Below are 13,766 nucleotides of genomic sequence, written 5' to 3'. Positions count from 1 at the left end.
GGCGCGCACTGGCAATGTCGATTCTCCGTGCGCGCCCCAGCTTGGCGACCTGTGCAGCAATGGCCGGGCGCATCCACGGGAGAGAAGGCCGATGACTGCCACGACCGCCGAACCCCTGCGCCTGACCGAGCGGCTCAGCTATGGCATGGGCGACATCGCCTTCAGCCTGCCCTACAACATGGCCAGCGCCTTCCTGCTCTATTACTACGTCAACGTCGCGCATCTGCCGGCCGCCGGGGTGGGCACGATCTTCCTGACCGCGCGCTTGCTCGACGCGGTGATCGACCTCCTGGTGGGTGTGGCGATCGACCGCACCGACACGCGCTGGGGCCGGACCCGTCCGTACTTTCTCTTCACCGCGGTGCCCTACGCCGTGCTGTTCGTGGCCCTGTTCATGGTGCCGGCGGGCAGCGAGTTCGTCCGCCTTGCCTACGCCTTCCTGACCTTCAAGGCGCTGGGCATCATCATGTCGCTGGGCTCGATTCCCTATACCGCGCTGATGCCGATGATGACCCCGCGTCCCGACGACCGTATCCGCCTCAGCGGCATGCGCTCTGTCGGCACGTCGGTCTCGGTCGTGCTCGGCACCGCAGCGACGATGCCGCTGGTCGGCCTGTTCGGCGGCGGCAACGAGCAGCGCGGTTTCCAGGCGGTGGCGGTGCTGTTCGCGGGCATTTCGCTGGTCGCGGTCTTCGCGCTGTTCCGCAATTGCAAGGAGCGGGTCAGCTTCGTCGGCGCGCCCAAGGCCGCGGTCGGCCCGGTGGTGCGCGCGATGGTGCGCAACAAGGCCTGGCTGGTCTCGTTCGCGTTCTGCCTCGTCTATTTCATCCGCTTCGGCGCGATGATGGCGACCACGCCCTACTTCGCGATCGACGTGCTGCACCGGCCCTGGATGATCTCGATCATGCTGCCGGCGGTGGCGGGGATGCTGCTGCTGTCCTCGTTCGTCGCACCCTCGGTGTTCCGCCGCCTCGGGCTGCGCCGCGGCTGCGTGACCGTGCTGCTGCTCGCCGCCGCGCTGTTCCTGGTGCTCCCGATGCTCGAAGCCAGCCCGCCCGCGTTCATCGCCTGCTACCTCGGCGCCATGCTGGCCAGCTCGATCACGATCACGGCGGCCTACAACATGGTCGCCGACGCGGTCGACTATCACGAGTGGCGCTTCGGCACGCGCAACGAGGGCATCCTCTCGGCCGGCGTGAGCCTTGCCACCAAGGTCGGCATGGCGATCGGTTCGGCGAGCATCGCCTTCCTGCTCGCCGCAGTCGCCTATCGCGCCGAGGCCGTGACGCCGGGCGCTGCCGCGGCGATCCGCTGGTTCTACTACGCGGGCACGGCCGTATTGCTGGCTGTCCAGGCCGGCGTCGCCTGGTCCTGGCCGATGGACGGCCTCCACGCGACCATCCGCGCGGACATCGCCGCGCGCGCGGCCTGACTTGCTCGCCCCCAACGATAAACAAACCGGGAGATACCTGATGCGTCGCTTTCTCACCGCCGGCCTGATGGCCGCCGCCGCCCTGCCGTCCATCGCTTCGGCGCAGGTCATCGTCACCGTGCCCTACCGCCCGCCCGAGACCGTGCAGCGCGTGGTGATCCCTGCCAACCCCACGGAAAAGCGCCTCAAGGTGCTGATCATCAGCGGCCAGAACAGCTACGAGCACGACTGGACCGGCGTGAACAACATGCTGCGCACGATGATGCAGGACACCAAGCGCTTCGACTTGCGCGTGACCGAGGACTTCGACCAGGGCGACCTCGCCATGCTCAAGGCCTACGACGTGGTGCTGCTCAACTATTCGAGCCGCTGGAACTATGCCGATCCCGACCAGCACCTGTGGTCCGATGCGGCGTTCAAGGCGCTCTACCAGTACGTGCGTGAAGGCGGTGGGCTCGTCGCCTATCACTCCGCCTTCACCTGGGGCCGTGACATTCCTGAATACAAGCGCCTGATCGGCGCCGCCATGGTGCCCGGCCAGAGCCGTCGCGCACCTCCGGGAGCCTTCCCGGTGCACATCATCGACCGCGACCACCCGATCACCAAGGGCATGCGCGAGTTCGTGTGGACCTACAACGACGACATGTACACCAACATGAGCATGGATCCGGAGGCGAAGATCCACGTGCTGGCGACCGCGCACGAAACCTCGGCCAGCTACGACCCGCGCCTGACCGGGCCGAAGTATCCCTTCGCCGCCTATACGCCCGACAAGCTCGCCAAGATGAAGGGCATGGACGCCGACCATCCGCAGGTCTGGACCGCCGATTATGGCAAGGGCCGCGTGTTCTCGATCACGCTGGGCCATGACGAGGTGTCGCTGCACTTCCAGCCGCTGCAGACCCTGATCCTGCGCGGCACCGAATGGGCCGCCACCGGCGCGGTGACGCTGCCGGTCGAGGACGAGGCCAAGGACTATCCGACGAAGTAGGAGGCCGACCAAGCAGGAAGCGAGGCACGAAGGCGGGGGCGGCTGACTTTAGCCGCCCCCGCCCTCATCGCCGGCTCATTCCGCGGCGATGGCCAGGTCGATGCCCAGCGCGCGCGCGACGCCCTCGCCATAACGCGGATCGGCGCGCAGGCAGTGGGCGACGTGACGCTCCTTCACCTCGCGGCGCGCATCGCCCATCGCGCGGGCGGTGTTGGCGAACAGGACCTCGCGCTGCGCGTCGTTCATCAGGCGGAACAGGTTGCCCGGCTGCTCGAAGTGGTCTTCGTCGACACGGTGGTCCCAGTGGCCGGCATCGCCGTCCAGGCCCAGCAGCGGCTCGGCCAGCGCCGGCTCGGCACCGCGCCAGGTGTCACGGCTGTTGGGCCAGTAGCTGGTCGTCGCGCCGAGGTTGCCGTCGGTGCGCATCGCCCCGTCGCGGTGATAGCTGTGATAGGGGCACTTGGGCGCGTTGACCGGGATATGGTTGAAGTTGACGCCAAGCCGGTAGCGCTGGGCGTCGCCATACGAGAACAGCCGGGCCTGTAGCATGCGGTCGGGCGAATAGCCGATGCCCGGCACGACATTGGCGGGCGAGAACGCAGCCTGCTCGACTTCGGCGAAGTAGTTGTCCGGATAGCGGTTGAGTTCGATCTCGCCCACCTCGATCAGCGGGTATTCGCCCTTGGGCCAGACCTTGGTCACATCGAACGGGTTGTGGCGATGGCTGCGCGCCTGGTCCTCGGTCATGACCTGGATGAACAGCGTCCACTTGGGGAAATTGCCGCCGTCGATCGCGGCGAGCAGGTCGCGCCCATGGTTCTCGCGGTCGTTGGCGACGATCGCGGCGGCTTCGGCGTCGGTCAGGTTGGCGATGCCCTGCTGGCTGCGCCAGTGGAACTTGACCCAGACGCGCTCGTTCGCGGCGTTGACCATCGAGTAGGTATGGCTGCCAAAGCCGTGCATGTGGCGCAGCGAGGCCGGAATGCCGCGTTCGGACATGACGATCGTGACCTGGTGCAGCGCCTCGGGCAAGAGCGTCCAGAAGTCCCAGTTGCTGTCGGCCGAACGCAGGCCGGTGCGCGGGTCGCGCTTGATCGCGTGGTTGAGGTCGGGGAAGCGCAGTGGATCGCGGAAGAAGAACACCGGGGTATTGTTGCCCACGATGTCCCAGTTGCCCTCCTCGGTATAGAACTTGAGCGCGAAGCCGCGGATGTCGCGCTCGGCATCGGCGGCGCCGCGTTCGCCCGCCACGGTGGACATGCGAGTGAACATCGGGGTCTGCTTGCCGACCTCGGCGAAGATCGCGGCCTTGGTGTAGCGCGTGATGTCATGGGTGACGGTAAAGGTGCCGTGTGCGCCCCAGCCCTTGGCGTGCATGCGGCGCTCGAGGATCACTTCGCGATCGAAGTGCGCCAGCTTCTCGATCAGCCAGACATCCTGAAGCAGCGCCGGGCCACGCGGGCCTGCGGTCATGGTGTTGAGGTTGTCATTCACCGGCGCGCCGGTGGCGTGCGACAGCGCGGAAAGCTCTTCCGTCATGGCAATATCCTGTGCTGGGAGATGAATAGGCCGGAGCTTTGTATCGCTCCACCCTGCCAGCGTATTGGATATTTCGAACGCGATGAACTATACGATGGGGTGTAGCAGATCTATTTGGGCATTATATATGCCCGCAAAATCCCTACTGCTCGCGTAGCCTTGCCACGTCGCCCGCATCGAGCCTGGACGCGCGTGCCCCGAGACGCCCGGTGACGTAGTTGGCCACCGCCGCGACATCGGCATTGCCATAGGTCTTGCCGAAAGCGGGCATATAGGCGCCGTGCGTGCCGTAGCGTCCCATGCCCTGCAGCACGATCAGCGCGGCGTTGGCCCCGGTGGGGTCGTTGACCGCGCGGTTGCCGGTCAGTTGCTGGGTGGGCATCGCCCCCTTGCCGGTCCAGCCATGACAACCCGCGCAGGCGCCGGCATAGATCAGCTTGCCTTGCGGGTTGTCCGCAGGGCCAGCACTCAGGCTGGCGGAGGCCGGGCCGGCCATGGCCGGGGAGGCATTGCTGGCGATGGCCGGGATCGTGCGCATGTAGGCGACGATCGCCGCGGTGTCGCTCGGCGTCAGGCGGCTGGTGCTGAGGCGGACCGCCTCGTCCATCGGGCCCGATGCGGCGCCATGGCCCGGTGCGAAGCCCTGCGCCAGATACTGGCCCAGCGCGGCATCGCTCCACGCACCGATGCCGCTCTGGCGATCGCTCGTGATATTATAGGCATTCCAGCCCTCGGCCTGGCCCCCGGCGAACTTGGCCCGCGTGTTCATCGCCTGCATCAGATTGCGCGGCGTATGGCATTCGCCGCAATGTCCTGCGGCCTCGACGAGGTAAGCACCGCGGTTCCACTGCGCACTGCGTTCGGCCACGGGGCGGAAGCGCTGGTCGGGATTGAAGAATGCACCCCAGACGGTCATCAGCCAGCGCTGGTTGAACGGAAAGCCAAAGGTGTTGGGCAGATTGGCCTGCCTGACCGCCGGAAGCGTCGCCAGATAGTGCCGTATCGAGAGCACGTCGGCGTCGGTCAGCTGCGTGTACGAGGCGTAAGGGAAGGCGGGGTAAAGCCGCGCGCCATCGCGGCCGACGCCCTTGTGCACCGCGCGCAGGAACTCGGCATCGCTCCAAGCGCCGATCCCGGTTTCGCGATCGGGCGTGATGTTGGGCGTGTAGATCGTCCCGAACGGCAGCTTGAAGGCGCGCCCGCCGGCAAAGGGCTTGCCGCCCTTGGCAGTGTGGCACGCCTCGCAATCGGCGGCTTCGGTCAGGTACTTGCCCTTGGCCACCGGGTCGGCACCGGCCATCTCGGCCGGCACGCCCGTGGGAGAGGCACCCGCATAGCGGGCGAGGTCGACCTGGGTGCCGCCGGCAAAGTCGAGCGCGCCCGGCAGGAACACCATGCGCGCGGTCACCGCGCCGGCGGCGGCCAGAACCCCGGCCGTGACGACCAGCGCGGCGCGCTTCATGCCTTGGTCGCCCCGGATTTGCCCTTGCCCATGCCCTTGCCCTTGGCGAGCAGCGAAGGGTCGATCGGCATGCGCGTCAGGTGAACGCCGGTGGCAGCGTAGATGGCATTGGCCACCGCACCCTGCACCGAGGTCGTGCCCGGCTCGCCGATGCCGCCCGGTGCCTCGCCATTGGGCACGACATGGACCTCGATCTGCGGCGTCTCGTCCATGCGGACCACGCGGTAGTCGTTGAAGTTGCTCTGTTCGACCCGGCCGTTGGCCATGGTGATTTCGCCATAGAGCGCAGCCGACAGGCCGAACAGCGTGCCGCCCTGGATCTGCGCGACGATGCCATCGGGATTGATGGGCGTCCCGCAATCGACCGCCGTGGTCAGGCGCGTCACGCGCACCGCACCGTCATCGGCGACGCTGACTTCGGCGACGGTGCACAGATAGGTGCCGAACGCAAATTGCAGGCTGATGCCGCGACCGCTGCGCGCGGGCAGCGGCTTGCCCCAACCGGCCTTGTCGGCGGCCAGGTCGAGCACAGCGCGGGCGCGCGCCTGCTTGCCGATCAGCGACCGCCGGAACGCCAGCGGGTCGGTGCCCGCCTCGCGCGCCATGCGGTCGATGAAGCTCTCGGTGGCGAAGACGTTGAGATTCGGACCTACGCCGCGCCAGAAGCAGTTGACGAAGCCCTGCGGCTCGTGTCGCACGAAATCGACGTGCTGGGCGGGGAAATCATAAGGCGTTTCCGCCGCGCCATCGACGGCGTCCATGTCGATCTTGCCGTCGAACGCCGGGGGTAGCCAGCGACCGATCACGGCGGGGCCGACCACCTTGTGCGCCCAGGCGGCGGGCTTGCCGCCCTCCAGCTTGGCGCGCAGCACGGCGGCATAGACCGAGCGATACGGCGCCTTGGCCACGTCTTCCTCGCGCGACCAGGTGACCTTGACGGGTCCGTCGACGTGCTTGGCGATGCGCACCGCGCGGCGCACCATGTCGACTTCGAGGCGGCGACCGAAACCGCCGCCGATCAGGTGATTGTACACCGTGACCTGGTCGGGGGCGAGACCGGCTTCCTCGGCGGCGGCGCGTTGCGCCATCGTCATGACCTGCGTGCCGATCCATACCTCGCACTTGCCGCCCTTGAGGCTGACCGTGCAGTTCATCGGCTCCATCGCCACGTGCGAGAGCATCGGCAGTTCATAAGTCTGGGTGATGACCGCGCCATCGCGCAGCTTGGCCAGTGCATCGCCCTGGTCGAGCGCGACGAGGCCGTCCTGCTGCGCCGCCTTGTGCAATGCGTCGCGGATCGTGGCGGTGGAGACGGCCGCCATCGGCCCCTCGTTCCACGTCACGTCGAGCGCGGCGAGACCCTGGATCGCGGCCCAGGTGGTCTCACCGATCACGGCGACCATGTCGTCGAGCACGATCACCTGCGAAACGCCCTTGAGCGCCTTGGCCTTGGTATCGTCGACCTTGGCGATCTTCCCGCCGAGCACCGGGGTCGACATGAGCGAGGCATAGCGCACGCCGGTCGGCATTGCGTCGATGCCGTACTTGAGCGCGCCGTTCACCTTGTCGGCCGTGTCCATGCGATGGCGCGAATGGCCGACGAGGCGGAACTGTGCCGGGTCCTTGAGCACGGGACTGGCCGGCGGCGTTTCGCGCATGGCCGCGGCGGCCAGCTCGCCATAGGTAGCCTGGCGCTGGCTGGCGTCGTGCAGCACGCGGCCCGCCTCGGTGCGGCAGCTCGACGGCGCGACGCCCCAGCGGAGTGCGGCGGCCTGGACCAGCATGGCGCGGGCGCTGGCGCCCACCTTGCGCAGCGGCATCCAGTAGCCACGGACAGAGGTGGAGCCGCCGGTCGCCTGGACCACGAAGATCGGGTTTCCATAGAGCTTGTCGCTCGCCGGCGCGGCCTCGAGCGTCACGCCATCGAGCGGCAGGTCGAGCTCTTCGGCGATGATCATTGCCAGCGCGGTGTAGATGCCCTGGCCCATCTCGGTCTGGGGCATGATGAGCGTGGCCTTGCCGTCGGTGCCGATGCGGATGAAGGCATCGGGGGCGAAAGCGGCACCGGAGATCGCACCTGCCTCAGGACCGGCTGCGGCGATGGCGGCGGTGCGCAGGTTGACGCCGACCAGCAACGTGGCGCCGCCGATGGCGCCGGTGCGCAGCAGGTTGCGGCGCGTGAGCGTGGTGTCATGCATGGGCCTGGGCTCCCTGTTCGCCGGCGTCGGCAGTTTTCTTGGCGGCAGTCTTCTGGGCAGCGGCGGCCTTGATCGCTTCACGGATGCGAACGTAGGTGCCGCAGCGGCAGATGTTGCCGGCCATGGCACCGTCGATGTCGGCATCGGTGGGGTTGGGCGTGCTTGTTAGCAGCGCGGTGGCCGACATGATCTGGCCCGACTGGCAGTAGCCGCACTGGATCACGTCGAGGTCGAGCCAGGCCTTCTGCACGCGGGCGCCGGGATCGCTGGCACCGATGCCCTCGATCGTGACGACCTTGCTGTCGCCCACCGTGCCCACCGGCACCTGGCAGGAGCGCACCGGCTGGCCGTCGACATGGACGGTGCAGGCGCCACACTGCGCGATGCCGCAGCCGAACTTGGTGCCGGTCATGCCCAGCGTATCGCGCAGGACCCACAGCAGCGGCGTGTCGGGATCGACGGAGACCTCGTGGGCAGTTCCATTGATGCTGATGGCGGGCATGGTCGTTCCTCTTGTCAGGCTGCGCAAGGTTTATGGCCCGGGCCCTGCGGCCGACAGCCATACATGCGTATGGCGCCGGATGGCCGGGTGGCACGGACGACGGGCACGCGTGCGCAGCCGTGTCTTGCGGTGGGGATGGGATCGGAAAGCCTGCCGTCGCGGCAGGCGGTTGTTCAGATGTCGAGCAACTCGATCTTGCGGATCATGTCGGCGACCGAGACCGACTTGAGCTTACGCCCCGCGCTCGAGCGGTGCATCTTCACGGTGATTTCGGAGATGCCCATCTCGTAGGCGATCTGCTTGTTGAGCAGGCCGCGCGCCACGCCGCGCAACACGTCGGTCTCGCGCGGGGTCAGCCCTTCGCCGAGCCGGCGTACCGCCTCGCGCTGTCCGTCGCCGAGCCGGCGCTCGCCGTCCTTGCGCAGCGCCTCGGCCACGGTGTCGAGCAATTCCTGTTCGCGGAACGGCTTGGGCAGGAAATCGACCGCGCCCGCCTTCATCGCGCGCACCGACGTCGGCACATCGGCATGGCCGGTGATGAATACAATCGGCACCACGACATGCTGCGCGGCAAGCTGCGCCTGAAGTTCAAGCCCGCCCGATCCGGGCAGGCGCAGGTCGAGCACGAGGCAACTGGGACGCGCGGGGAAACCGTGGGCGAGCAGTGCGGCGGTCGACTCGAAGGCGCGCGCCTCGATTCGTACTGAGGCGAACATGTCGACCAGGCTTTCGCGCACGTCGGGGTCGTCGTCCACGACCAGCACGAGGGGCGGTTCTGCGGCCATGCCGGAACCGACCGCGCCGCTTGCAGGTTTGATGGGGGAAGGGGCGTTCTGGCCCGAAGGGGCACGTGTTCCCGTGGGGGCAGTCATTCGTGCAAGGGTCATGGGGGCACCTTCGGGGCGTGATAGCCGCTCTTAGTACTTTACCGCGCGTTCCGCGACTTGACCAGACGACCGGCCCCGCCGATGGCTCATACTCGAGTATGGGTTTCCCGTCGGATGGGCCGGGATGATGCAGCAAATCGGGTTCTGGTGCGTATAGAGGTGCAAGCATCCGCAGGGCTGCGGCACAAGCGGGCCTGCCGATTCCACCATGGGAATTGCAAGGCCGATCGCTAGCCCCGCTGGGCGTGGAACAGATGGAAGTAACACGAGGGGAAGCTCGAGCGTGCCCGACCGTTGGATTGAAGCCGGCCTCGATCAGCCACCCCAGATCGCGATCGTCGAAGACGACGACGACGTGCGGGCCGCCCTAGCCGCGCTGATCGACAGCATCGGTTGCGTCGGCCAGACCTTTGCGTCGGCCGATGCCTATCTCGATCAACCGCCCACGACGCCCCCCTCATGCGTCATCACCGACATGCAGATGCCGGGCACATCGGGGCTCGAACTGGCGGAGCGGCTGACGCCGACGCTCCCGGTGATCCTCGTCACCGGCTTCCCGAGCCCCGACCTCGAGCGCCGCGCCCGCAGTGCCGGTGTCAGCCGGCTGTTGCGCAAGCCGTTCTCGCCGGGCGAACTCATCGCAGCGATCAGGACAATCCTGACCTGAGTTCGCTTTTCGGCGCCGGTCGGTCCCGCCCGGGCAGGGCGCGCCACGACAGTGCCAGCAACAGCGATGCGACCGCGATACCGCCCACCACCACCGCGTACCAGCCAAGCTGTCCCAGACCGAGCGGCGTGATGAGTGAGAAAACACTGCCACCGATGAAGGTGCCGGTCGAATAGACTGCGTTCATCCGCATCCGCTGTTCCGGCGCGTGTCCGTAGATCGCGCTACGCAACACCACGTCGCTCGCCGTAGCGCCCGTGCCGCACAGCAGCATGGCCAGCACCACGCCGGTATAGGTCTCTCCCCCCGCCACTAGCGCGATCCACCCGGCGAGCGTGATGACCGTCGCCCCGCGCAGCGCAAGCCGCATGCCGCCGCGGTCCGCCAACCGCCCGACAAGGGGTGCCGCCACGACCGAACTGACCGCCAGCAGCGCGAGCAATCCGATGCGCCGCGTGTCGAGGCCGAAGGGCGGCTGTTGCAGACGCAGTGCCAGGCCGATCCACAGCGCGTTGAACAACCCGAAGCTCAGTGCCAGCAGCACGGTCGCCCGCCGCAGCAACGGCACGGTGCGCGCAAGCGTGGCCAGCGACGCCAACAGCGATCGATAAGAAGCCACGACCAGCGCCGGGGTGCGCGGCATGACCCGCTGCAACACCAGCGCGACGAGCAGCGTTGCGACGGCTGCAGCGGCATATACCCCCCGCCAGCCCAGCGCTTGTCCGGCGATACCCGCCATCGATCGCCCCAGCGTGATCCCAAGCATGATCCCGGCGCCCAAGGCGCCCGTCACGCTTCCGCGTCTGTCCGGGCTGACGAGCCGGGTGGCATAGGCAGGCAGCAGATAGGTGACGATGCCGCACGTCCCCGCCAGCAGCGCAGCGCCGAGATAGACGGGCGCATCTGTGCTTTGCGCCATGAGCACGAGCGCCAGCGCCTGCACCTTGAGCAGGGTGGTGACCAGAACGCGGTTGTCGATCCGGTCCCCCAGCGGCAACAGGAACTCCATGCCCAGCGCGATCCCCGCCTGCGTCATCGTCGGCGCCAGTCCCGCCAGGCGCGGGGACAGACCCAGCCCGCGTGCAATGTCTGCGAGCAGCGGCTGCCCGTAATAGGCATTCGCGACGCAGACCGCGCAGGCCAGGCCGACCGTGACCAGGGCCCCGCCGGTTAGGACGGGCGCAACCGGTGCGCCCGCCTTCACGGTATTTGCATCGGCCCATGGCACCGGTGTGCTCACGCCAACAGTCCGAACCCGGACGCCTTCAGCAGCGGGGTATAGCTGCTGGCCTTCGTCACGTCGGCAAGCGGGTTGGAGATGGCGTCGTGCGCAAAGCCGACGATCTTGCCGCCCTGCACCAGGGCGGGGAGGTCGTGCCCGGGCAGCAGGAAGCGGCTGATCGCCAGAGCCCGCTTGATCGCACGTTTTTCGGCCAGCGTGCTCATCGCGTGGTTGCCCGTGATCGTCGGCTCGTGCGCCGCGATGTCCAGCCCGGGATTGATGATCTGGTCAGTGAAATCGTAGGCGATGTCACCGCAGATGTTGGCGATGCCCTCCTCGGTCTCGACCAGGACGGAAATCGAGCCCGGGGTGTGCCCGCCCGAGATCTGGACGGCGACACCGGGAATGATCTCTTCCTCGAACGTACCGTCGACATCGAACAGGCGCAGCGCGCCCTTGGTGTGCAGGCGGTCGATGAAGTGCTTGGTATCGTCGGCGGTATACATGCCCGGGCCCATGATGCCCGAGGCCATGAACTGCATTTCCTGGCGCGTAAGGCTGACCTGCGTGCTCATCGGGAAATTGAAGCTGCCACCGGCATGATCGAGATGGGCATGGGTGTGCACGATGTGGCGAATGTCCGACCGCTTCAAACCGTGCTGCGCCAGATGATAGTCGAGTTCGTCCTCGGGAGCGACGCGGTAGGGATAGCCCAGCGCGTTGACGTCTGCCTCGCTGCGCGGGCCGGTATCGACCAGCACCGGCGCTTCGCCGCCGAGGATGAGGTAGCCCAGAACCGGGATCGTGACGGTCTTGCCCGGGTCGCGGAACATCACCATGATGCTCGAGTCGATTTCCATCTGGCCGTACTTCAGCGGATAGATCTTCAGTGCCATGTGAGGTCTCCTGACGGGCACATGGTGGTGTGCCGTGCTTGCCAGCCGGATCTATGCCTCTCATGTCGATGCAATAAGCCAGGCATTGAGCAAGTTACCATTCCGGAATATGAGAGGGTGATGGACCGCCTTGAAGCCATGGCATTGCTGGTCGAAACGGTGGATGCGGGCAGCATGTCTGCCGCCGGGCGCAAGCGCGGCATGCCGCTGCCCACGATCAGCCGCAAACTTGCCGACTTGGAAGCGCACCTCGGTGTCCGCCTGCTCAACCGTTCAACGCGCCGGCTCGAGCTGACCGCCGCGGGCGCGGCGTATCTCGTTTCCGCGCGTGCCATTCTCGAGCAGGTGGGCGAGGCGGAGCGCGAAGCGACGGGCGAATATCGCACGCCGCGCGGCGCGCTCGTCGTCACCGCACCCACCTCGTTCGGCCGCCGTCACGTGCTGCCGCTTGTCGGCGAATTCCTGGCCCGGCACGACGCGATCTCGGCCCGCCTGATCCTGACCGACCAGCAGCTCGACCTGGTGGGCGAGCGCATCGACCTGGCCGTGCGGATCGGCGTCCTGGCCGACAGCCAGTTGATCGCACGGCGGGTCGGGCCGATGCGCTGGGTGGTCGTCGGCAGTCCGGGCCTCATCATGACGACGGGCGTCCCACGAGCGCCGGCCGACCTGGCGGCCATGCCCTGCATTGGCATCGACACCAACGAACCCGGTACGCTCTGGCATTTCAACGGTGCTGCCGTGCGCATAGGGCCGCGTCTTCTCGTCAACTCGGGCGAGGGGGCAGTCGACGCGGCGGCAGACGGTGTCGGTTTTGCTCGCGTGATGCTCTACCACGCCGCGCCCGCACTGGCGGCTGGCCGCTTGCAGGTGCTCCTGCCGGATTACGAACCCGATCCCCTGCCACTGTCGATCGTCTACACCGGCGCGGGGCCGATGCCGCTCAAGACTCGCAGCTTCCTCGATTTCGTGATGCCGCGCCTGCAGCAGGACCTGGCCCGGATCAACGCCACGGCACTGACCGCGACGCTGCCACTCGACTAGGCCCCCATCAATTTGCAGGCGCAAGATCCAGCGCTCCTGCCTCGCGCGCCACGCGGCGGATGACGAGGACGAAGACGGCGAGGCCGATCACCACCGCCACCGGCGAGGCTTCGGGGCCGAAGCGGCCGCCGCTGAGCCAGGCGGGCGCGCCGGCAGCCGGGACACTCACCAGCAGGCTGCCGCTGGCCGGCATGCCCGATACCGTCGCGCCGAAGACGGCACCCTGCACGAAGTTCCAGCCGGCGTGGACGCCGACCGCAGTCCAGATCCGGCCGGTCAGGAGATAGAACGCCGCCAGCGTCAGGCCCGCCTCGACGGCGATGGCAAGCGCCGAGCCGAGCGTGGCGCCGGGATTGGCGAGGTGCGCACCGCCGAACAGCGCGGCGGATAGCGCGAGCGACCAGCGTACGCCCAGCGCGCTGGCAAGGATGCGGAAGATCACCAGCCGGGCGAGCAGTTCCTCGAGCAGGCCGGTGCCGAGGCATTCGCGGATGTCGTGCGCCCAATCGGTCCACTCGCCGCCGGTCACCTGGTACAGGCCGGTCAGCGCCAGTACGCCGACCGTGGCCCCCATGATCGCACCGCCGATCGCGATGCCTTCGACCAGTTCGCGCGGCGCGCGGCGCAACGCCAGCTCGCAAGGCGCGCGGTTCTCGCCCGCGCGCACCAGCAGGGCATAGGCGCCGTAGGCGAGCACCACGGTCACGAAGGCCAGGGCGAGGATCACGCCGGCATCATCGGTCACGCTGCGCGCGATCGACTGGAGCGACAGGATCACCACGAGCACGACCAGCACGGCCAGCAGCCAGCCGAGCCGGCGCGCGATCTGCCATGGCCCGGCTCGCAACACGCCGGATGCCGGCGGCAGGCGCCAGGCCAGCGGATCGGGCCTGGGGGAGGTCGATACTCGGCGGGCGGGTAAGGGG

12 protein-coding genes are annotated in these 13,766 nt (G+C 67.7%); 4 read left to right on the top strand and 8 right to left on the bottom strand.

What is annotated here, in order from left to right:
- The first annotated feature begins 91 nt into the window (after window positions 1–91).
- Both V7Q48_RS15800 and V7Q48_RS15795 read left to right on the top strand, forming a co-directional pair.
- A complete protein-coding gene (locus V7Q48_RS15800) occupies window positions 92–1,432 on the top strand; it encodes an MFS transporter (RefSeq protein WP_333839513.1) in 1,341 nt (446 codons plus the stop codon).
- Between the two features lie 40 nt (window positions 1,433–1,472).
- Window positions 1,473–2,423, top strand: coding sequence for a ThuA domain-containing protein (locus V7Q48_RS15795; protein ID WP_333839510.1), 951 nt, complete (start codon window positions 1,473–1,475; stop codon window positions 2,421–2,423).
- Window positions 2,424–2,498: 75 nt separating this feature from the next.
- Here V7Q48_RS15795 and V7Q48_RS15790 read toward each other — a convergent pair whose 3' ends face one another.
- The 5 genes from V7Q48_RS15790 to V7Q48_RS15770 form a co-directional block, all read right to left on the bottom strand.
- Window positions 2,499–3,962 (bottom strand): catalase, encoded by a 1,464-nt coding sequence (locus V7Q48_RS15790; RefSeq protein WP_333839508.1) that lies wholly within the window; start codon window positions 3,960–3,962, stop codon window positions 2,499–2,501.
- 142 nt (window positions 3,963–4,104) lie between these two features.
- A complete protein-coding gene (locus V7Q48_RS15785) occupies window positions 4,105–5,424 on the bottom strand; it encodes a c-type cytochrome (RefSeq protein WP_333839506.1) in 1,320 nt (439 codons plus the stop codon).
- On the bottom strand, window positions 5,421–7,622 hold the full coding sequence (locus V7Q48_RS15780; protein ID WP_333839504.1) for a xanthine dehydrogenase family protein molybdopterin-binding subunit: 2,202 nt from the start codon (window positions 7,620–7,622) through the stop codon (window positions 5,421–5,423). Before V7Q48_RS15780 ends, V7Q48_RS15785 begins: the two co-directional genes overlap by 4 nt.
- A complete protein-coding gene (locus V7Q48_RS15775) occupies window positions 7,615–8,124 on the bottom strand; it encodes a (2Fe-2S)-binding protein (RefSeq protein WP_333839501.1) in 510 nt (169 codons plus the stop codon). Before V7Q48_RS15775 ends, V7Q48_RS15780 begins: the two co-directional genes overlap by 8 nt.
- A 173-nt stretch (window positions 8,125–8,297) precedes the next feature.
- On the bottom strand, window positions 8,298–8,909 hold the full coding sequence (locus V7Q48_RS15770) for a response regulator transcription factor (RefSeq protein ID WP_333839499.1): 612 nt from the start codon (window positions 8,907–8,909) through the stop codon (window positions 8,298–8,300).
- Window positions 8,910–9,294: 385 nt separating this feature from the next.
- On the opposite strand from V7Q48_RS15770, the gene V7Q48_RS15765 reads away from it, so the two are divergent.
- Complete coding sequence (locus tag V7Q48_RS15765) at window positions 9,295–9,678, top strand: response regulator transcription factor (protein ID WP_333839496.1); 384 nt, start codon at window positions 9,295–9,297, stop codon at window positions 9,676–9,678.
- Here the strand turns inward: V7Q48_RS15765 and V7Q48_RS15760 are convergent.
- Window positions 9,659–10,882 (bottom strand): MFS transporter, encoded by a 1,224-nt coding sequence (locus V7Q48_RS15760; RefSeq protein ID WP_333839493.1) that lies wholly within the window; start codon window positions 10,880–10,882, stop codon window positions 9,659–9,661. The two genes, V7Q48_RS15765 and V7Q48_RS15760, sit on opposite strands and share 20 nt — an antisense overlap.
- 32 nt (window positions 10,883–10,914) lie before the next feature.
- On the bottom strand, window positions 10,915–11,796 hold the full coding sequence (locus V7Q48_RS15755) for an N-acyl homoserine lactonase family protein (RefSeq protein ID WP_333839491.1): 882 nt from the start codon (window positions 11,794–11,796) through the stop codon (window positions 10,915–10,917).
- 120 nt (window positions 11,797–11,916) lie between these two features.
- Here V7Q48_RS15755 and V7Q48_RS15750 point away from each other — a divergent pair, with 120 nt between their 5' ends.
- The gene (locus tag V7Q48_RS15750) at window positions 11,917–12,840 is read left to right on the top strand and encodes a LysR family transcriptional regulator (RefSeq protein WP_333839489.1); all 924 of its coding nucleotides are present in this window, start codon (window positions 11,917–11,919) and stop codon (window positions 12,838–12,840) included.
- Between the two features lie 7 nt (window positions 12,841–12,847).
- Here the strand turns inward: V7Q48_RS15750 and V7Q48_RS15745 are convergent.
- The coding region (locus V7Q48_RS15745; protein WP_333839487.1) for a CPBP family intramembrane glutamic endopeptidase at window positions 12,848–13,766 on the bottom strand (919 nt) is incomplete at its 5' end.

Origin of the sequence: Novosphingobium sp., from assembly GCF_036803765.1 — a bacterium.
Classification (GTDB): domain Bacteria; phylum Pseudomonadota; class Alphaproteobacteria; order Sphingomonadales; family Sphingomonadaceae; genus Novosphingobium.
The sequence above is the reverse complement of the archived record's forward strand: the minus strand, read 5'-3'. Positions and strand labels throughout refer to the sequence as shown.